Origin of the sequence: Allocoleopsis franciscana PCC 7113 (assembly GCF_000317515.1) — a bacterium.
Taxonomy (GTDB): Bacteria; Cyanobacteriota; Cyanobacteriia; order Cyanobacteriales; family Coleofasciculaceae; genus Allocoleopsis; species Allocoleopsis franciscana.
In genome coordinates, this window is the sequence record NC_019738.1 from 5,782,592 (window position 1) to 5,803,008 (window position 20,417).

19 protein-coding genes are annotated in these 20,417 nt (G+C 46.3%); 8 read left to right on the forward strand and 11 right to left on the reverse strand.

The genetic code is table 11. The features are described 5' to 3' along the window. Positions 1 to 59: 59 nt before the first annotated feature. Complete coding sequence (locus tag MIC7113_RS23760; protein WP_041781207.1) at positions 60 to 1,784, forward strand: ABC transporter ATP-binding protein; 1,725 nt, start codon at positions 60 to 62, stop codon at positions 1,782 to 1,784. An 89-nt stretch (positions 1,785 to 1,873) separates the two neighbouring features. Here the strand turns inward: MIC7113_RS23760 and MIC7113_RS23765 are convergent, their stop codons facing one another. Continuing rightward, positions 1,874 to 2,626, reverse strand: a complete 753-nt coding sequence (locus tag MIC7113_RS23765) for a phosphoadenylyl-sulfate reductase (protein ID WP_015184744.1) — start codon at positions 2,624 to 2,626, stop codon at positions 1,874 to 1,876. Between the two features lie 241 nt (positions 2,627 to 2,867). Here MIC7113_RS23765 and MIC7113_RS23770 point away from each other — a divergent pair, with 241 nt between their 5' ends. After that, positions 2,868 to 3,842, forward strand: a complete 975-nt coding sequence (locus tag MIC7113_RS23770) for a 50S ribosomal protein L11 methyltransferase (protein ID WP_015184745.1) — start codon at positions 2,868 to 2,870, stop codon at positions 3,840 to 3,842. A gap of 293 nt (positions 3,843 to 4,135) precedes the next feature. Here the strand turns inward: MIC7113_RS23770 and MIC7113_RS23775 are convergent, their stop codons facing one another. Together MIC7113_RS23775 and MIC7113_RS38745 are read right to left on the reverse strand one after the other, a co-directional pair. After that, the gene (locus tag MIC7113_RS23775) at positions 4,136 to 5,212 is read right to left on the reverse strand and encodes a DUF3474 domain-containing protein (RefSeq protein WP_015184746.1); all 1,077 of its coding nucleotides are present in this window, start codon (positions 5,210 to 5,212) and stop codon (positions 4,136 to 4,138) included. A 332-nt stretch (positions 5,213 to 5,544) separates the two neighbouring features. Continuing rightward, positions 5,545 to 5,667, reverse strand: a complete 123-nt coding sequence (locus tag MIC7113_RS38745; RefSeq protein WP_256374770.1) for a hypothetical protein — start codon at positions 5,665 to 5,667, stop codon at positions 5,545 to 5,547. Positions 5,668 to 5,681: 14 nt separating this feature from the next. Between MIC7113_RS38745 and MIC7113_RS23780 the strand changes: the two genes are divergently transcribed. Both MIC7113_RS23780 and MIC7113_RS23785 read left to right on the forward strand, forming a co-directional pair. Continuing rightward, positions 5,682 to 6,338, forward strand: coding sequence for a DUF938 domain-containing protein (locus MIC7113_RS23780; protein ID WP_015184747.1), 657 nt, complete (start codon positions 5,682 to 5,684; stop codon positions 6,336 to 6,338). Positions 6,339 to 6,429: 91 nt separating this feature from the next. Beyond that, on the forward strand, positions 6,430 to 6,831 hold the full coding sequence (locus tag MIC7113_RS23785) for a DUF2442 domain-containing protein (protein WP_015184748.1): 402 nt from the start codon (positions 6,430 to 6,432) through the stop codon (positions 6,829 to 6,831). Between the two features lie 51 nt (positions 6,832 to 6,882). Here MIC7113_RS23785 and MIC7113_RS23790 read toward each other — a convergent pair whose 3' ends face one another. Together MIC7113_RS23790 and MIC7113_RS23795 are read right to left on the reverse strand one after the other, a co-directional pair. Next, positions 6,883 to 8,838 (reverse strand): GmrSD restriction endonuclease domain-containing protein, encoded by a 1,956-nt coding sequence (locus tag MIC7113_RS23790; protein WP_015184749.1) that lies wholly within the window; start codon positions 8,836 to 8,838, stop codon positions 6,883 to 6,885. Positions 8,839 to 8,925: 87 nt separating this feature from the next. After that, entirely contained in the window at positions 8,926 to 11,634 is a 2,709-nt protein-coding gene (locus tag MIC7113_RS23795; protein WP_015184750.1) for a pentapeptide repeat-containing protein, read from the reverse strand. Between the two features lie 270 nt (positions 11,635 to 11,904). Between MIC7113_RS23795 and MIC7113_RS23800 the strand changes: the two genes are divergently transcribed. Both MIC7113_RS23800 and MIC7113_RS23805 read left to right on the forward strand, forming a co-directional pair. Next, entirely contained in the window at positions 11,905 to 12,546 is a 642-nt protein-coding gene (locus MIC7113_RS23800; protein ID WP_015184751.1) for a general stress protein, read from the forward strand. Between the two features lie 84 nt (positions 12,547 to 12,630). After that, a complete protein-coding gene (locus MIC7113_RS23805; RefSeq protein WP_015184752.1) occupies positions 12,631 to 13,104 on the forward strand; it encodes a BON domain-containing protein in 474 nt (157 codons plus the stop codon). Between the two features lie 179 nt (positions 13,105 to 13,283). Here the strand turns inward: MIC7113_RS23805 and MIC7113_RS23810 are convergent, their stop codons facing one another. The 6 genes from MIC7113_RS23810 to MIC7113_RS38750 all read right to left on the reverse strand — a co-directional run bounded on the left by MIC7113_RS23810 (position 13,284) and on the right by MIC7113_RS38750 (position 17,719). After that, positions 13,284 to 13,901: a DedA family protein gene (locus MIC7113_RS23810; protein ID WP_015184753.1), complete on the reverse strand. Its 618-nt coding sequence runs from the start codon at positions 13,899 to 13,901 to the stop codon at positions 13,284 to 13,286. A 55-nt stretch (positions 13,902 to 13,956) separates the two neighbouring features. Continuing rightward, entirely contained in the window at positions 13,957 to 14,577 is a 621-nt protein-coding gene (locus MIC7113_RS23815) for an exopolysaccharide biosynthesis protein (RefSeq protein WP_015184754.1), read from the reverse strand. Between the two features lie 131 nt (positions 14,578 to 14,708). Next, positions 14,709 to 15,320, reverse strand: coding sequence for an exopolysaccharide biosynthesis protein (locus tag MIC7113_RS23820; protein ID WP_015184755.1), 612 nt, complete (start codon positions 15,318 to 15,320; stop codon positions 14,709 to 14,711). Between the two features lie 575 nt (positions 15,321 to 15,895). Then, complete coding sequence (gene ahcY / locus MIC7113_RS23825) at positions 15,896 to 17,173, reverse strand: adenosylhomocysteinase (protein ID WP_015184756.1); 1,278 nt, start codon at positions 17,171 to 17,173, stop codon at positions 15,896 to 15,898. 190 nt (positions 17,174 to 17,363) lie between these two features. Beyond that, positions 17,364 to 17,570, reverse strand: a complete 207-nt coding sequence (locus tag MIC7113_RS23830; RefSeq protein WP_015184757.1) for a hypothetical protein — start codon at positions 17,568 to 17,570, stop codon at positions 17,364 to 17,366. Positions 17,571 to 17,590: 20 nt separating this feature from the next. Further along, positions 17,591 to 17,719 carry a hypothetical protein gene (locus tag MIC7113_RS38750; protein WP_015184758.1) on the reverse strand — a complete coding sequence of 43 codons (129 nt, stop codon included), beginning with the start codon at positions 17,717 to 17,719 and terminating at the stop codon, positions 17,591 to 17,593. Between the two features lie 521 nt (positions 17,720 to 18,240). On the opposite strand from MIC7113_RS38750, the gene MIC7113_RS23835 reads away from it, so the two are divergent. Both MIC7113_RS23835 and MIC7113_RS23840 read left to right on the forward strand, forming a co-directional pair. Then, positions 18,241 to 19,908 carry a mechanosensitive ion channel family protein gene (locus MIC7113_RS23835; protein ID WP_015184759.1) on the forward strand — a complete coding sequence of 556 codons (1,668 nt, stop codon included), beginning with the start codon at positions 18,241 to 18,243 and terminating at the stop codon, positions 19,906 to 19,908. Positions 19,909 to 20,006: 98 nt separating this feature from the next. Continuing rightward, a complete protein-coding gene (locus MIC7113_RS23840) occupies positions 20,007 to 20,273 on the forward strand; it encodes a hypothetical protein (RefSeq protein WP_015184760.1) in 267 nt (88 codons plus the stop codon). Positions 20,274 to 20,417 lie beyond the last annotated feature (144 nt).

The window sequence follows — 20,417 nt, forward strand, 5'->3', positions numbered from 1 at the left end:
TATCAAGCAGGAAAGCTGATAGCCTAAATCACAGCAAAGATTTGTTCTGGACTGGCACCTTGAAGACACGCTCAAATTACTGGCAACTGCTGCCTTATATCCGCCCTCATGGGAAAACCATTGCTCAGGCATTGGCTTGCACCTTATGCGTCACGGTTTTCTGGCCGATACAGGCGGCGGTGGCAGGCCAACTCGTAAGTTTGATCGGACAGGGTAATATGGTCGGGCTGGGTCGATTAGCAGGAACCCTTGTCCTGGTGTTTCTCGTCCAGAAAATCTTGATGTACGGTCAAGACTCCCTGATGGCTAAAGCGGCCTTGTTTGTTGCCCTAGACTTACGCAAGCAGGTTTATGCCCATCTCCAACGCCTCAATCTGGGCTTTTTTGAAACCGCTCAAACCGGTGACTTATCCTATCGTCTTACCGAAGACATCGATCGCATCGGAGAAGTCGTCAATAAACTCTTCCATGACTTTACTCCTTGTGTGTTGCAGCTCATCGTCGTGCTGGGCTACATGATTTATCTCAATTGGCAACTAACCCTAGCCACCTTTATTGTTGCCCCGTTGATGGGGGTTTTAATTGGCTGGTTTGGCGAACAAATGCTCAAGTTTTCCCGCCGCAGTCAAAATCGTACCTCCAATTTATCGGCGTTGCTTACCGAAGTCTTCAGTGGTATTCGTTTGGTGCAAGCCTTTGCAGCTGAGGAGTATGAGATCGAACGTTTTACCGCCGAAGCTGAACATAACCGTCAAGCCAAATATGCGGCTGAACGGTTGAAAGCGATTCAGAATCCAGTGGTCGGATTTGTCTATGCCATGAGTGTGTTGCTACTGTTTCTCCTCGGTGGCTGGCAAATTTCTGTGGGCAACCTGACGGGAGCACAATTTGCCACATTTGTAGCAGCGGCATTACTCCTGATTGACCCCATCGCCCATATTACAAGTAACTATAACGATTTCCGACAGGGTGAGGCATCGGTTGACCGTATCTTTGAATTGATGGCAATTCAGCCGACGGTGGTGGAAAAACTGGGTGCGACTATCCTACCGCCAGTTACAGGCAAAGTGGAATATGGCAATGTGTCCTTTGCTTACAATCCTGGGGAACCGGTGCTGCAAAACCTGAGTTTCCTGGCGCTACCTGGGGAGATGATTGCTTTGGTTGGGCCATCGGGTGCCGGGAAAACGACGTTGGTGAATCTTCTCCCTCGCTTTTATGAACCCCAAGCCGGGAAAATTTTAATCGATGGTGTTGATATTCGAGATGTCACCCTACCGAGTTTGCGGCGACAGATTGGGATTGTGCCGCAGGAGACGATTCTATTTTCCGGGACGATCGCCCAAAATATTGCATTTGGTCAGAAAGATTTTGACCTCAAAGACGTTCAGGCGGCAGCAGAGATTGCCAATGCTCACCAATTTATTACTCAATTCTCTCAGGGTTATCACACCTGGGTGGGAGAACGGGGGGTTAACTTATCCGGGGGACAAAAACAACGAATTGCGATCGCCCGCGCTGTCCTGCTAAACCCCAGTATTTTGATTTTGGATGAAGCCACCTCTGCCCTAGATTCAGAATCCGAAGCCTTAGTGCAAGAAGCACTAGAGCGAATTATGCAAGACCGCACGGTTTTTATCATCGCTCACCGACTGGCAACCGTGCGTAGTGCCGATCGCATTCTCGTGGTTGAACAGGGACAAATTGTCGAATCTGGAACCCACGAGGAACTCTTAGCGAAAGGCGATCGTTATGCCGGGTTTTATGCTCAGCAGTTTAGTTAGGAGTCATCATTGAGCGCCAACCCTAGCAAATGTTCTACTTGCTAGGGTGTCACAGATAAGTCTGCTGACATTGTTTGAGCAACAGGCTATCAAGATTCCTGAGTCTGATTAATCATGTGTAAGCCGCACTCCTTCTTCCCGGCATCTTCCCACCACCAACGACCTTCCCGCTCATGTTGATTGGGTAACACGGGACGAGTACAGGGTTCGCAACCAATGCTGATAAAGCCGCGCTCATGCAACGCATTATAGGGAACTTCGTAGGAACGAATGTACATCCACACATCAGTGGATGACCAATTGGCAAGCGGATTAAATTTAATCAGTTGGTGATCGTCTGTTGAGAAGGCATTATCCACTTGAACCACAGGAACACTGGCGCGTGTGGATGGATTTTGGTCTTTGCGTTGTCCTGTCACCCAGGCATCTAGGGTCGATAGCTTGCGGCGCAGAGGAGCAACCTTACGAATATCACAGCATTCCTTGTGTCCATCTTCATAGAAGCTGAACAGCCCTTTTGCTTTGACTAAAGCTTCAATTTGGGCGGCATCAGGATACATGATTTCGATCGCAATACCATAATGCTTTCTGACGCGATCGATAAACTGATACGTTTCGGCATGAAGACGACCGGTATCGAGGCTGAAGACTTTGATATCCGGATTAATCTTGTGCGCCATGTCAATCAGGACAACATCCTCGGCACCACTGAAAGAAATGGCAAGGTTGTCAAATAAGTTCAACGCACGTTCGAGAATTTTTTGTGGGCTTTGGCGCGACAGTTCCGTCTCAAGCGTCGGAATATCGAGTGGAACAACGTTCTGTTGGGTGAACTGCACCATAGTGGGTGTTCTCAAGAAAAGGATCGTCTCGTGACCAAACTATATTTTATCAAGCTGTAGCTCTTAGTACACCTTGTTAGAAAAGGGGTATGCAAACCCAAAAGCGAGAGCGTTGCGCTGCTGCAAAGCAGATCGCATTCTCTGAGATACGATAAAAAGGCTGTCTGCCACTGGTGAATTTCACCGTTCGGTCAGGACTAGTTCTACAACTAACTGTGCAGCTACACTCCTAGGAACAAACATGTCGTGGATGGAATTGAGCCTCGATACAACGCACGAGGCGGTTGATTGGGTCTGTACGCTGTTGGCTAAGATTAAGGATATTGATGATGTTCGGATTACGGAGTACGCTGACCCAAACCTATCTCAGTCTGGTGAGCGAGATGTAGCAAAACCCAGTTGGACGTTTACAATTCGCTTCTATTTAAACCACCAGGTATGTTCGCGGGAACAGGTGGAAAAAATCGCTAATCTGCTGTTACCCCTGAACCGCACAGGACTTGCGACGGAACTTCAGATCAGTAGGGTGAATGATAAACCCACACCGGACGAAGAACTCAATCCCTTTGTACATCGGATTGGACAACGGTTCGTTATACTCACTCCCGATACACCTTATCAAGCGAAAGCCGCAGGCGAAATACCCTTAAGATTGAAGACAACGCTCTCCTTTGGCAGTGGTCTACATCCAGCCACCATGCTGAGTTTGCAACTAATTGAGCGGTATATTGTCCCCAGCATGAATATCCTCGACCTTGGATCGGGTTCAGGCATTCTGAGTATAGCGATGGCGAAGCTAGGGGCAACGGTCTTAGCCTTAGATAATGATCGTACTGCTGTGCAAGCCACTCAGGATTCAGTATATCGGAATAATGTAGAGCAGCAAGTAACGGTTATGGAAGGAAGCCTCGGCGGTGGAAGTGAGTTGGGGCATTGGATGGGCGGAGATACGACGGAAAATGTGCCCAAAGTCGAGGCAACAGAAAGATTTGATGTGATTGTTGCCAATATCCTGGCGCGGGTGCATATTGCCCTTGCTGATGACTTTCATCGTGCGTTGCGTCGGACGGATACCCAGCCGGGACTCCTGATTACAGCCGGTTTTACTACGGATTATGAACAAGAGGTTGTCTCGTCCTTAACAGAGGCAGGGTTTGAAACCATCGATTGTGAACGATTGAATGAGTGGGTTGCTTTTGCCTATCGCCTTGCCTAGTGCGATCGCGATTCATCCAGTACTATACAGAAATTACGTAGGGGCGCGACATGTCCATTGGTGTCAAATTAACGTTCGCTAGGCGGTTAAAACCGCAGCTACACAAACAAAACCCGCCTACGCGGGTTTCAAAACTCTAATTTTTCCGTTAGTCCGCGCAGGCGGACTGCGTTTTTATAGGGGCGAATTCCATTCGCCAAGGCTTAAGTTGACACGCATGGGGGGGAACTCCCCCCAATCTTGATTTTTCCCAAACTAACGATCACTTTTCCCTTAAGTCAGTGCCATTCGACTTAGAACGGGGGTCGATTGGTGGGTGATTGGTAGTAAACTTTAGACCCGTGATCAGAGACAAAATGACAAGCCCAGTAAGAGCGTACAAAGCTCTTCCAAACTGGCTCATCAGACTTGCGATAAAGATCGCCCAACAAGGGTTTAATTGCCTCTGTTGCAGTCTTTAAGTGGTAGTGTGGCATGTTCAGGAAGATGTGATGAGCCACATGGGTACCAATGTCGTGATGGATGGGATTGATAAAACCGTAGTCGCGATCAATCGTAGATAATGCACCTTTGAGGAAATACCAATCATCCCCACGATACCAAGGGATATCAGGTTCTGTGTGATGCAGGAAGGTGACTAGAGCCAGCCACATCACAAATATTAGATAGGGAACGAAGTAGTACTTGAATAAAAATAGCCAACCAAACTGATAGGTTAGCCCGCCTAAGAAACCAACCATCAACACGCACAGGGCAGTACTCGTCAACACGTCCCACTTTTCTGAGGGACGGAAGAGGGGACTGCTGGGCAGAAAGTGGGAACCTTCCCGATTCGGCGATCGGCGGAACAGATAGATGGGGTAACCAAGCAATGGTAAATAGAAGCGGATCAGCTTTTCATACCACGGCATCTGCTCATATTTGGTCTGGGATACGGGATACCAGCTTTCATCGGTATCAAGGTTGCCGGTGTTGGCATGATGAGTTCTGTGGCTAATCCGCCAACCGTGGTAGGGAACAAGGATGGGGATATGGCAAAGGTGCCCAATGAAGCTATTGAGCCATTTGGACTTAGAAAATGAGCCATGTCCGCAGTCGTGCCCAACCACAAACAAGGCCCAAAACATGGTTCCTTGCATGAACCAGAAAATTGGATAAAATAGCCAGGAATCCAAGCTATAGGCGATCGCATAAAGTCCTGCGATAATCCCCATATCTAGAAACAAGTAACTCAGAGATTTCCAGACTGAGGGTTCAAAACAATGGGCGGGAATAGCTGCCTTTAGATCTTGAAGAGTAAAGGGTAACTCTGTTGTACGGGTGGACGAGGCTGGACTCGTCGCCTGATTGAGAACAGTGTTTGATTGCACTAATCTTTCCGATTTGACCTGATTTGAAAACCCACATTCCGTCTTTTACAGACCACACTCAGCTATTCAAAGCCAGAATTTTGACTCTGCAACGGTTCAACATGATTGAGTTCGCATAAACAACCCGTCCGCAATTCTCCTCCAAGCTGGCTTGTTGAATGCATGTTTTGGGAAAATCAGTGCGACCTCCATTGCTTGATGAAAAAATCGAGTGTCCCAGTTAGAAGTGCGAAATGCGGGTGAGAAACCGGATTCATTCTAACCTTATATGAGTGGATTTGTTAAGATAAGTTTCAAAATAGCGGATTAAACAGGATTGCGAACAACTATCGTCACACCAACCCTCTAACGTCCTTACGGCTGAGGCGATCGCTACCAAGATAGCAGGTGTCCCTTGGAATTGCCGTTGCTGGGGATGGTTTACCCTGAGTGACAATGGTGAAGTTGCTACCCATCCTACACAGCCCAGATGAATGAATTCCTAGATGCCCGACAGTATGCCCCCGCCACACAACGCAATCGAGAAGCCATTTTGGAAGTGCTTTTACAAGTGCTGCCATCTACAGGCACCGTGTTAGAAGTCTCCAGTGGCACAGGAGAACATGCCGTCTTTTTTGCACCCCGACTCATCCGGCATAAATGGATTCCATCTGACCCCAATCCAGTAGCAAGAGCGAGTATTGCAGCATGGCGGGAATATTGCCCTGCGGATAATTTGTATCCCCCGATCGCGTTGGATGTTTGCGATCCAGTTTGGGAGATTGAAGGGGATGAACTCCCAGAATCGTTGCAGGAGATAGACTTGAAGCAAGAGCCAATTGTTGCGATCATTAATATTAACATGATTCACATTGCCCCTTGGTCAGCTTGTTTGGGATTGATGGCAGGGGCAGGGCGGATTCTTCCTCCAGGTGGCATTCTCTATCTATATGGGCCTTTCAAACAAGGTGGTAAACATACAGCAACCAGCAATGCAATGTTTGATGAGAGTCTTCAAATGCAAAACCCGGAGTGGGGTGTGCGGGATTTGGATGAAGTAGTAGCAGTTGCAGAAACTCAAAGTCTTTCGCTAGTTAAAACTTATACGATGCCAGCGAATAATCTTTCCGTTATCTTTCAAGCTTAGTGTATCCTTCGCCTAGTGAGCGGAGCTATCGCGTTAGCGAATCGCCTACAAAGCTGTCAAAATAAAGTTATGCCAACTGTACTCAGGAAGGATGGCTTTGCTGTCCGCATCTATTTTAACGATCGCTTGCCCCTTCATGTTCATGTTTTCAAAGATCGCAAAAGCAAGAGAAGCAGCAACAATTGCCAATGCTGTCGAACCCAGAGCTGAGTCAGCATACTATGACCAGAGTAGCGATAGCGAAGCGCTGCTGCGAAGCGCAGATCGCATTATTATCAATTTAAAGAGTGGAGCGACGTTCAGTTTTCCTCCAGAATTAGCGCAAGGCTTGGCAGGTGCTTCCCCTGAAGATTTAGCTGAGGTTGAGGTTACTCCATCTGGTGACGGGTTGCACTGGGAAAAGCTGGATGCAGATTTTAGTGTTCCTGCTCTTTTGGCTGGTGTGTTCGGGACTGCGGCTTGGATGGCTCAAATTAAAATGAAGGCTAGTTAGGGAGCGACTAACTGCCTCCTCTAAATGTTACATATATCAACAACGTACTTCTTACTCATCCTGCCTGTAAAAAAACTGAGTTTCTTCTGAGTATGTCCAGCCAATACCTTCTGGATCATATTTTTTACTCCAATCAGTAAAATTTTTGTTCAATCTTTTTCTAGCGATTGTGTCACGATGAATCTCAAAAATCTCAGCTAGTTGATTAGTAGTACAGGGACTAATCAATGGTGTATTCTTTATTGAAGTGCTGGCAGTTTGTTGGTTATCAAATAAAGTTCCTAGTTCTATTTGGGTATCCTCTAGAACACGAACTTCTCCTGTAGTGTTCACCTCATCTTCAGTTGTTTGTATAAACAAATTCTTAATTGCCTGGTTTAACATCTTACGACGCTCTGAAATGAATTTTTCAAAGTTATTCTCCTTAAGAGCATTATAAGCTTCCTTAGAGATCAGGTGACTATTCAATGTGTCAAGTAACCTAGCCTCATCATTACCATGCTTACTCAGACAATCACTAAAAAATTCGGATGGTAATTTCTTTCTCTTGCGGTTATTGGTTTTTTCCCAGATAAGTGTCCGGTTGAATATGACATCTACTTGATTTCCATATTTTTCTCGATAGACGGAGTCTGGGAAGATATGATCATCTTCGCATTGATGAAGTTTAGCAGATTGCCCATTTAGAAAATCGTTAGCTCCTCTACTAGCCACTAAATTCATAATTCCTAGATAGATAGCTGATTGGGGTTCGCCAATATCTAAATTTAAATCTTGAGTCGATAACTTCTTAAGCCATTCTGGTTTTTCTTCCCTATTAATCCAGTTTCCTATATCCCGTACATCCTGATAACTTTTGGTGTCCACCCCCTGGTCGTAACGCTGACTAAAAATACTACCCCAATACCAACAATCTAGTTTTCGATAATCTTCTTCTCCTGCTGATTTTCTTTTGAGTTTATCTAGCAAGCAAGCTAGAGGTATTATTAGTCTAGGATAGGGAATCCATTTTTTCTCAAAGGCACCATAATGATTGGTAATTCGTTTATGAGCTTGAACAATAGACTCAGTTGCTTCATTCCAAAGTGAGTTAAATGCTTCACCTTCTAATTCATTAATAACGTCAAGCAAGTTACGTTTGCGAGGTTCTTTACCCTTTTGAAGTGCAATTGCACGAAGTAAAAATTCAGGCTTTATTGCAGGAATTACGTCTTTATGAGCTTTCTCAAAAGTTTCCCATAGTTTTCTTAGCCGCACATCTTTTAGATAAAGTCTTGCTCCAATAAGATCAAAAAGTGATAACTTAACGCCTGTTCGATTAATTCGATCAAAGATGTTGACTATGTTTTGCCAATCTGTCTCTTCTGAGAGGTCAACGACTGGCACTTGGAAGCTTGTTAGACGTTGTTGAAAAGTTAGGATTAATTTACGCTGCTCATTATTCCAGATATTTTGTTGTGTGTAGAGCCATTCATTAAAGGTGTTAGTGTCTAATAAAGATGAGAAACGCAGTGCTTTATGCATATAAACGAGCTGCTCTAACTCTCCCTTGCGTTTGGCATCCCCTGTTGACACTCCAACAACAGAATCATCAATAGCGCCATTTAAAGCTTCGTCAAGACGTAAGTAGAATCGATAAGGATTTTTAGAGCCACGTAGCGGGATATCAGGCTCATAAAGCGCATAGAACAATGAAGTAATTCTCTGTTGACCATCTAGTACAAGGCGTACAGTTGTATGATTTTTGGGATTTGCTTGACTGTTAACTTTTTTTAGCCCCTCCACAGGTTCAAAGGGAAACATCGGTTTGTTGGCAGGAGTTTCAAGAATCAAAAAAGTACCGATAAAATATCCATAAAGAATTGATGTCAGTAATTGCTCAATGTCATCACGGCTACAAACAAATGAACGCTGAAATCCTACAGGAATAACTATCTTGGCACTGTGAACTTCACCAATAATTTTCAAGAAATTCTCTGAGACTGCGGTAAACGAGTTGCCTTCCATAGTTAACTAAATCAATTGAAAGAAGTCTACTAAAGAGTATTCCCCGAAATTCATCTGAGAGAACAATGAGCCAATTAATAAGCAATTTTACTCCCCAACACTCCCATCCGGCATCGTCGCCCCAGTCAAATTCACATCACTCAAATCCACTGCCTCCAGATTCGCACCCGTTAAATCCGCCCCACTCAAATCAGCACCACTCAACTTTACCCCCACCAACTTCGCCCCAACTAATTGAGCATTCCTCAAATCTGCATTCCCCAATTTCCCCCAACTCAAATCCGCCCCACTCAACCGCGCATCCCTCAAAATTGCCCCTACCAATTTCGCCTTCCGCAAATTGGCATTCCTCAAATCCGCCCCACACAAATCCGCAATCACCAACTTTGCCCCATCCAACTGGGCATTTCTCAAATCAGCATTCCTGAGAATCGCGCCAATTAAATTCGCATTCCTCAAATCTGCCCCCGCCAACTGCGCCCCTGTCAAATCTGCATTCTGAAAATTTCTCCCCCCAGTGTCATATCGCTTCAGCAATTCACTCGTATCCGTAACCCCAATCTCTCGCTGTGGAGGACGCCGGAAGGTAAACGTGAACGTATCCCCACTCCGCATCACCCGCCACATCTCCTCATACATCGGATAAGAACCTATCCCACTCAACTTCACCCAACCTTTTGCCCTGGTTAATGCCACAAATAACTGATTCCGCAATTGGAGATTACTTTCATCCTTCGCCACATTATCCAAACCCACCACATACACCATCTCCGCCTCATTCCCCTTAGCGCGGTGGATGCGAGACACTGTAACCCCACCTTCACACCAGAACTTGTTGGGGTTGCGCTGTTCTTTGTCGGTTTGCAGGATATTGCAATCTGGGGTACTGGGAATGTAAATATCGATACCTTGGGATATCAAGAACTCTGCAACCGTTGTTTCCAGCTTCATCGCCTCGAAACCCGAACCTAAAACGATGACTAGAATCTCCCGACTGGGTTTAAGTCCATCATGGCGGAGATTGTAGAGAATATTTTGTGCCAAGGCAGATAGTTCTTCTTGGCGCGATCGATATGCCACAAACTCCAACACCGACCCTTCCCAAAGTTCCGGCACGAGATTGGGAGAGTTTTCCGGTGGGCGACTCAAGGTAACTTGCTCACCCGGAATAAAACGCCCCGTCACCTCATACCCGATCGCACGCCAATCCTCCGCACGAGTAATCCCCGTCAGCATCCCCCCATAACGCAGCAACCCCATGCCAATCCCATGTGCTGCGGTAAGAATCGGGCCAGGAGTACGGTAGCAACGATGCATGATTTCACTCTTTCTAATCCCACCGCTATACTGTCCCGTCACCAAATGCCCCAAGTCTTCCCCAAATAACTCACTCGCATTGGGAATCTTCAAGCTTTCCAGGCTTTGCGCTTCGTCGTATCCCCAGATTAACCGTCGTTGTTCTGGCTGTGCCGAGTCAACGGGTCGCAACGCTTGATACGCCATCCAATAAAACGGTTGCTTGCCCTGAAACTTCAGAGGGTCATCCACAATTAAGTCTTGACCTTCATCAATTAAGATGGCATCATATAGCGTAGGGACGACCGTATTGTGCAATAACTGTGTGCATACCTCAGCTAACGCTTCATTCGGTCGATTACTTTGGGTATCTTCCACTGTTAGACGCTTCACTCCAGCCGCTCGGCAAAGCGTACTATAGAGACCAGGTTGATTTTTCGCTCCCCAAGCGTGAAGCACCTGTAATTTCCGATTTTTTGGCTCATATTCCACCTCACCCCCACTAAAGCGCAAGAGCCACTTATTGACCTGAGCAATGATGGGATGGTACAGGCTGCGGCTGAAAAAGACAAGGGCGATATCCCAATCGGGATGCTTCAGGTGCATGTGAGCGGCTTTTTGGCACAGCAGCACGGTTTTTCCGGAACCGGCAATCCCCCGAATCCGCTGGGGGCCTGGGGGAATTTCTTTGCCGATGTGTTCTTGTTGTAAGTCGAATTCTGATAGGCGTTGCCGTACTTCAGCCATGACACTACCACGGGTTTTTCCAGATTGTTGTAGGGATACGAATGCCTGACGCCCTACCCGTGTGCGGAAGACAGGAGTACCACTAATAACCGCTTGCAGCAATTGCCACTGTTTGTCACTGAGAGTAGAACCTTTGATAATCGGAGTTATTTGCCGGAGTTGCTGGGGTAGGGAACCGCAGACAGATGGCAAAGGACGCAGATGATTTTGGAAAATAATCGGTGGGCAACTAGGGAGTTGGTAAAAGCCGCTATCGTACCATTGGTCTTCGGTAATCAGAGGCAGGCAAACAAGGGCGCGTCCACTTACTTTACGGCGGAGGAACGGTTCGCGATCGCAATATCCCAACAAGGTAAATAGTTGATTTTCTGCTTGCTCGTAAGGGTTGCTACTGATGGTGTAGTAGTTTTGGAACTCCCAGCGATGACCTGCGATCGCCAAAATTTGGTCAATGGTGACAGATTTGATTTCAATGATAATTAGACCGAGTTCGGAGTCGGCAATTAAAATATCGGGTTCTTTGCGAAACTTCCCAACTTTAGAAAAGATGGGATAGCGCCAGTAACCGAGACATTCCCTCTGGGCAAAGGCGTCACGGACAGCATCCCAAGCCTTGTGCTCACCGATTTCGCCGCTTTTTTCTAAGGGTTCAGTCGTAATAAATTGGCTGTGGGGCGAAGTTTTCGTTTCCCATCCTTTGGCTTGCCTCCCATCTTGTTCACTAGAGTTTTGAATTGAATCTTCACCTCTCACTCCTCACTCCTCACTCCTTACTCCTCATACGCAGTTGCGTTTAAACCTAGTAGTTGAAACAGACGCCCAGACGTTCCTGGCGAGAGATGAGGAGAAAATGAATGTATTACTACGTATGAATGTAACTTGGTATAACCTATCTATCGATAGAGGCTGAAACTATACCTATTGATTGACGAATTATTCGTCCGTTTTTCATAAGATTTACTTATAAGAAAGAAAGAATATTTCTGCAAGCTCATTCATCCGTAGCTGTAGAAGGAGAGAAAAATGGTTTTACATCAACATAAACGCGCTGTCGGTATCTTTACCAGCCGTGAAGCGGTAAACGAAGCGCTCCAAGAACTCAAACAGTCTAATTTTCCCCTGCACAGAGTTTCTGTGATTGCTAGACAATTAGAGGAGAAACCCATTAGGGGAGTCAATAATAGAGCTGAGGTTGGCAATCGAGCAGGTGATGGTGCCGCCAGTGGTGCCGTTACTGGTACTGTGATTGGACTGATCACTGGAGTACTGGTTGGGATTGGTGCGTTAGCGATTCCTCTGATTGGGCCAATCATGTTAGCAGATGCCCTGAGTACTGCCGTCGCTACAACTTTGGCTGGCGGTGGGATTGGTTTATTGAGCGGTGGAATAGTGGGCGCACTGATTGGTTTAGGCATTCCTAAAAAACAAGCCAAAGTTTACAAACAAAGGCTGTTACGTGGCGATTATTTGGTAATCGTAGAAGGTACTGATGACCAAATCCGTTATGCAACCTCTGTGCTTAAACATTGGGGGATAGAGGAATGGGGGATTTATAAGGCTCCAGAACTCGCTCAAACAGATACTAATTTACCCATTGCTGCTGTGGAAGACCCGCATGTTCGGACTTTTAGACAGAGCATTTATCAAAACTATGATCGCAACTGAAATTTGAGGGGGTTATATTCAAACGTTGAACATTGAGTTGTCATCAAAGCCTCTCATTGTTTAACGTCAAGGAGGAAGAAAAAAATGAAAAAATTAACAACATTACTACTGACGAGTATTCTCGGTTTGAGTGTTGCGGCTTGCGAGAATGTCGCTAGAACCAATCCTACGGCTCCCCGTTCCGTTAATACGGTGGGTGAAGCTCCTGGCTTGGACAAGGTTTTAAGAAACACAAGTGACTCAACTAGCCCAATCCGAAGGGCGCAAGCGAATTCAGACATTCGGGCACGGGAGCAACGGTACAATACGTTCAGGCAAGGTGATGGGGAACGATCGGATCAAAACTTGCAAAGCGAAGTGCGTAGTAAGTTAGAAGTTAACATTCCCAGGTCTCAGTTAACGGTTCAGGCTAATGAAGGTGTAATCACCGTAGTCGGGTACGTTCAAACGCAACAGGAGTTAGAGAAAATTGAACCCTTAGCTAGGGAGATTAGGGGTGTAAGAGATGTCAATGTTCAGGCTAAGATAGGACCCAAATTGCCTCCTTATGAAAGTTGATGTCTATCAGGAATGAGGGCTGAAGAATAGAGGATAAAGCCTAAAAAACTGGCTCCATGAACCTTCATCCTTCAGTCTTTTTTGTTGGTTTGTGTTTTGTTTCAGTACTGGTATAGAAGCAGATGTTTTTAGTTTGAAGGCATCTTTAGTTAAGATTTAATCACTCAATCTTTTTTATTTTAGTGTCGCTTTCTATCTTGTTTCTTTCGCTTTTTGATCACAACCCAAGCGATAAATGCCACAATCAGAAAAACCAGCACGATTTTAGAAACTGGGGCAAGATACTCGTCTACAAGCTCATAGTTTTCACCCAGCTTGAAGCCCAAGAACGTTAGTAGCATCACCCATGCAGTAGTGCCAAGTGTTGAGTAGATGAGAAAGGGCGCTAAGGGCATCTCACTAAGACCTGCTGGGAGCGAGATTAAGGTACGAATTCCTGGCACAAGACGACCCAATAACACAGCTTTGTTGCCGTACCGATTAAACCATCGCGTTGCCTTATCAATATCCTGGCTGGATACTGTAATCCATTTACCGTACTTGTCAGCTAAATCCTTCAAGCGTTCCTCACCCACGATTTTACCTGCGTAGTACCAAGGCAACGCTCCTAGGATAGTGCCGACGACTCCCGCCAAAACTGCAAGCGTGAAGTTCATATTGCCCTTTGATGCGGTAAATCCTGCCAAGGGCATGATTAATTCCGAAGGGATAGGAGGAAATAGATTTTCCGCGAACATCAGTAGCCCAATTCCCAAGTAACCAAGGGAATCCATCGTTTTAAGTATCCATTCCTGCATAGGTGGGTGCTGGGTATTAGGTAATGTGTTATTTGGATTCAAAGCTTGAATACTTTTAGCGAAGCCAACCTTTGATCAGATCTAATAGACTTGTACCACCTATCAACAGCGCTATCAGGATTGAGGCGCTAAGAATACCTCCCATCAGGCAAAGCACTAACCCTCCCAAACTGATTGCGCCGTCATCTTCAATTAATCCAAAGCCTGTAACAAAAATGCCCATAGCCGGTAGGGTATTTGTACCAGGGATGGGAATCATCATCGAAATGCCCATCAGCGCGATCGCAATTCCCATTGTTACCCGCCCAGGCAAACTCGTGCAAATATAACTCAGACGGGGGCGGGTGATCATTTCAATCCGCCGCAACCACGGGAGTCCCGCCTTGATCACCCCCTGCACTTGATTGAGTTCCATTGGGTGATTGCTAATCTTTGCAGGTAGCCAGGGGAGTTTATGCCCACTAATCAACTGCAAGGCCAAGAGAAAAAGCACAAATCCAAACGGGGTGGAATAACCAGGTGCAGGCACTGGTAAAGCCGAAGGCAACGCAAGAATCACGAATAAGAAACCAAAAACCCGTTCCCCCGCTAGTTGCAGAATTTCTGTCAATGTGACTTTGGCGGGGCGTTCTTCCTCAAAAAAATAGCGCTGTAATTCTACGGAGAGTTTAGCCATTACACTTAGAGAACTGTGATACTTTAAATCCTAAAATTAGCACCCTTAGAAAACTCAAGCTAGTCAATCCGAGTATTCTTTAAATGAGTCAATCGTGTTTTAGTTAGCGTAACAATCCTGCCACGGCTCAATCAGGTTGAGGGACAGCCGAGAACACTAGAACCTTCGATCAAAAGGGCGATCGCACTAGAGACACCGATCAGGTCAGCAAATATACAAACCGCCACACCTGTGAGAAAAATTGCACCATCGTCCACCAATAAACCCAACCCGGTCATCAACAGGCCAACACCGGCTAAAGTGTGCAGTCCAGGTAGCCCAATCATCAGGAAAATTGCCACAAGCGCGAGGGCAATTCCCGCCACTAAGCGACCCATGAAACTGCTGAAAATATAGAGAAGGCGGGGACGAGAAAACATCTCAATTCGCCTCAGCCAGAGAATTCCCGACTTCATAACGCCTTGAACGGTCTTCAGAGCGATCGGTTTGTTGATTAATGTTTTCGGCATCCAAGGGCTTTTGGCACCGACAGCGAGCTGAACCGACCCAACCAAGATGATAAATCCCACAAAGATACCCCGACCAGGCACGGCAAAGGGTAAAACTAAAATCAAGCCGAGTAAGGCAAATATCAACCCAAATATCCGCTCTTTGCCAATTTTTAGCACATCCGCTAGAGTCACTTGGGTGGGTCGTTCTTCCCCGAAAAAATAGTAATGTAATTCTACAGAAAGTCGATCCATTACACTTAGAAAACTTTAAGAGTTGCAAATCCTAGAGTTAGAACACCCATAAAGCTGTAAGCGATCACCCAGTTATACAGCAGATTGCAGGTAAATAGAGTACATCTGTAGGGGCGTTAGCGTAACGGTAGCGAGGAACGAGCGTCAGCATTTGGGCGATAAGCTATAAATTAATAATTAAGAAGATTTCCTCACCAAATGCTTCGCCCCTTCCCCTAACTATCTCAGCCTGAAATTGCTCTGTTTAGATTCTGCTCCAAATCGCAAAACTTGCTCAACTCTAGCAGGTTTTTTGAAAAATAGAGCCTAGACAGATTGAATTTTCATCACAACTTTGTAAAGAATTTCCATTAGTCGCTCAAAGCTTCATATCGAAGATAGAAAATGCTGAATAAGCAAGATTGAATACACCCAGAGTGACTCAGTTTCCAGGGAAAATGAAAAATATTAGGGTGAGCTTCACCCACCCTAACTTACTAGACTAGATCAGCGGGGCAGAAATCATCGATCCGTTAAAAGATCTGCCTCTCCCATTGATTGATACCGAGACGGATCAAAACTTCTCTTGACTTGCACTAAGTTCCGGAAGTCCAAGAGTTAATGTACTCAGTTTGCTCTGCGGTTAAGCTATCAATCATGATGCCCATCGCTTGCAACTTCAGCCGTGCGATTTCTTTATCGACTTCCACCGGAATCGAGTGAAGTCCCGGTTCTAACTTACCCTTGTTTTTCACCAAGTATTCGCAAGCCATCGCCTGGTTGGCAAAACTCATATCCATGACAGCACTGGGATGCCCTTCTGCGGCTGCCAGGTTCACCAAACGTCCTTCGCCTAAAACGATAATGGATTTACCGTTCACGAGTAGATATTGCTGGGTGAACGGTCGAACATCTTTGACTTCTGTGGCTTTAGCCCCCAGAGACTTGAGGTCAATTTCAATATCAAAGTGACCGGAGTTACACACCATTGCCCCATCTTTCATCAAGTCGAAATGTTCGGAGCGAATGACGTGCTTATTCCCCGTAACGGTGACAAACAAATCCCCGTGAGGTGCGGCTTCATCCATCGGCATCACGCGGAAACCATCCATGACGGCTTCGATCGCTTTGGTGGGGTCAATTTCGGTGACAATCACATTGGCTCCTAATCCCCGTGCCCGGAGCGCAACGCCTTTGCCACACCAGCCGTAACCCGCAACCACAATGGTTTTACCCGCTAACAACACGTTGGTGGCGCGGATAATGCCATCCAGGGTGGATTGACCGGTACCATAACGGTTGTCAAAGAAGTGCTTGGTGTCGGCGTCGTTAACGTTCATCGCCGGAAACGTCAGAACACCGTCTTTGAACATGGCACGCAGACGGACAATGCCTGTGGTGGTTTCTTCTGTGGTGCCAATGATATCGGCAATTTGATGTTGGCGTTCCTGAATCAATGTAGCAACAACATCACTCCCGTCATCAATGATGATGTTGGGTTTGTGGTCGAGGGCAATTTGAACGTGGCGAGTGTAAGTTTCGGCGTCTTCGCCTTTCATGGCATAGACGGGAATGCCGTAATCAGCCACCAAACAAGCGGCGACATCATCCTGGGTGGAGAGGGGATTACTGGCAATCAGGACAGCATCAGCACCACCGGCTTGAAGAGCGATCGCCAAGTGAGCGGTTTCTGTCGTAACGTGACAGCAGGCGACTAACCGAATGCCTGCAAACGGCTTCTCTTGAGCAAAGCGATCGCGAATTTGCCGCAGTACTGGCATTTCCCGTCCCGCCCATTCGATCCGTTGTTTGCCTAGGGGAGCCAGGGAAAGGTCTCTCACCTCGTGCTTAGGCTGAGTGGAAGTTGCAGTCATATAATTGGATTGTCTAACACAACAAACGTCTAACTAGATTAACCTTTATCACTCTAATTGACTGCGGCTCAGTTACCAAAACATTACTTTGCTGCACGTTCCCGATGCCCCAAACTCACCCCTCTAGACCCACACAAGGCGATCATAGCGAATGAGATGATACCGAAAACTGGGATTCTAAGAACACTCTTCAATTTTTTGGCAATTTAGCGTAAGCTTGCTTTTTCAGGTTTTTCACCCGTAATATCAGTTGAAGTTGGGCTGTACCCGATATACCGTGGGTTTCAGCGAGGCGGATCAGATCTGCCACTTCCTCTCTCGTAAGGGCTGCTGGATCTGGAACAGATTCGCCCAAGTTGTTTGTGTTATCGTCCTCTATATTTTTCGCTTCAAACATTTTTCGACTCCTATTAATGATTATTGATCTCTAGGGCTTTTGCGTTTTTTACCGATTAATCTAGTGGTTTCGGGTTGCCAATCTCCTTCAACAAGGGCGGCGGTAATTGCAAAAGCACCGAAAAGAATAGAACCGATAATGATTGGCATTTGTTTAACTCCAATGATTTGATACTTTCACTGTAGAAATCATTGGGTGGCTTTAAAGGCTACACTATGCAACTTCTTTCAAATGACTATCTGTTTTCCATAGCTTTAGGCCAATTCTTTGCAGTTACCAGCGTTTTGGGGTGGACAATCTGCCAACTGGTACAAGCCCCTCCCCTTAATCGGTGTTCAATGTTGAAGGGCTGGCGTCGCTTCTGTTTAAAGCCGCTAGTTATGGCTTAAAAACAAAAGCTGGCTCTCTACACAGCCCTGCCAATCGTGCCAATTCTCTCTTTAGACATAGGAATCCCAGAGCTTGTAAAGATAAGTTAAGCATGGATATCGACATGGCGGTATCTTGAGGCAATTCTTATAACCAAAGAATTGCCAACGAGTTGAGATAGACAGCGTTTCGCCTGCCCATTTTATGGGTGTTACGCAGTTCGGTAGGTCTGATAAACCTAAGTAAATTACTTACGCTATCTCGGCTTACTGGTGTTTAACGAATTGGTGTTCTATCAAAAATGTTGAAAATACGATCAAAATTTCGGGTAATTCGCTGGGGATTCATTCTTTTTCTTACGACTGGAGTAATCCTACTATCGAGTGGGTTCTTGTCTCCTGCCCAAGCTCAGTTTCCCCCCATACCCGACTTAAATAGTTTCACCCCTAACTTACTACAGGAAAGCAGTGATAATCAGGTAGCTTCAGGTTGTATCCGTCTTGATGGACGCTGCTTATTTGAGGTAGCGGCACCCAAGTCTGAGTTACAAGACCGAATTAACGACATTGAGCAGCGATTGAACAATATCAGTGAAATTTACTTCAAAAACGATACGGCTCAATTAAAGGTTCGCCAACAACAACAAGGGAATCTCCCCAATATCTACATCTCTGTTGGCGACAGGCAAGTCCGCCTAATGAGCGTGACTGATCGCGATGCCATGCTAACAGGGGCAAATATTGAAGCGAGAGCTGAAGATTTGGTTACCGAGTTGCAACAAGACCTAGAAAAGGCAAAGCGGGAACGGCAACCAAAAGTTCTTGCTCGTCGAGGGGGAATCGCGGCGGGTACTGGCGTGATCATGCTCATAGCTAGCTTCGCGATTTACCAATGGCAAGGTCGATCAAAGCGATTGAAGCAGGAGATAGCTCCCACAGATTCATCTCCCACTCAGCCGATTAAGACGCAGCTCAAGCGGCAGCAAAAGTGGCATCTGACAGAAGTTAAGCATCGCCTACTCCAGGTGGTTCAAGTCGGCATTTGGGCAGGAGGCATTCTATTTATTTTGGGGCTGTTTCCTTATACGCGAATGTTCCAGGTTTGGATTCTTCGCAGTCTCAAGATTCCCTTGCGCCTCGGACTAATTGCGATAGGTACCTATGCCCTGATTCGCCTGAGCTATGCTCTCATTGATAAATTCGCCGCTGCCTTGGCTCGGAATCATTTACTGACCCCAGAAGCCAATCGGCGTCTGCAATTAAGAATTTCCACGATTTCCGGCGTCAGTAAAGGTATTATTACTCTAACTTTGTTCGGAGTTGCCATCTTGGTTGCGCTTTCAACACTTGGCTTGGATATTGGCCCAGTTCTTGCAGGTGCGGGGATTATTGGTGTGGGCTTGTCCTTGGCTTCTCAAAGCTTAATCAAAGATGCACTCAATGGCTTTTTCATCATTCTGGAAGACCAGTATGCCGTTGGCGATGTGATCAACGTGGGGGATGTGGGTGGACTTGTAGAAAATATCAATCTGCGGATTACTCAGCTACGCGACGCAGAGGGGCGATTGATTACCATCCCCAATAGTGAAATTAAAATAGTGGCTAATCTATCCAGTAATTGGTCACGCGCTGATTTGGCGATTCCGGTCGCTTATTATGCGGATGTGGATAAGGCGCTGGAATTAATTGGTCAAGTCGCCGACACAATGAGCCAAGACCAACTCTGGACTGAGAAGATTGTTGATAAACCCGAAGTTTTAGGGGTCGATGACTTTGGCAGTCGGGGCGTGATTATTCGGGTATGGATTAAGACTCAGCCGTTAAAGCAATGGGAAGTCGCCCGACAGTTCCGCCGACGCCTCAAGGTTGCTTTAGACGAAGCCGGAATTTCGATTCCTATGCCTCAACAGGAGGTTTGGTTCAATAACTCTAATAACTCTGTTCCCGTGAAATCGTCGGAAAACAACTAGGGTGTTTACCCATAAGACAGTACAAATGTACTATAATAGAGGTGGGATTTGACCGTCAGTTAACGTCTGAACCCCTGTAAGTAGAAGGTTTTTTCTCCATGACGAAGCATTATATCCTCAGCCTCAATCCCAATGCTCAGTACGACTGGGATCAGTACATCTTACGCGACCCCCTGACCGCCGAACGCCCAGATTTTGCCACGTTGATTGCTGAAGCGGTGGGAGACGAGACGGGTTCTTATTTAGTGGCTGTCAATATTGAAGTCACGGTCTTAGAAAAAGCGCAAAATCTACAACCCCAGAGGGTTCCTATAGATGTGGCAACGGTTGCCACCAAGCCGCACCCCTCGGAATTGGTCGCTTGATTAACAGTGAACAATCCTCTGAGAAAGCAGGTTTCAAGAGCAGAGATTGCAGGATGCCCAGCCGCATCCTGCAACCTGGATTCCACCCTCGGTAAGTTAAGCAGCTACACATCTAGCTGACGGAGTTTAGATAGACTTTCCGGC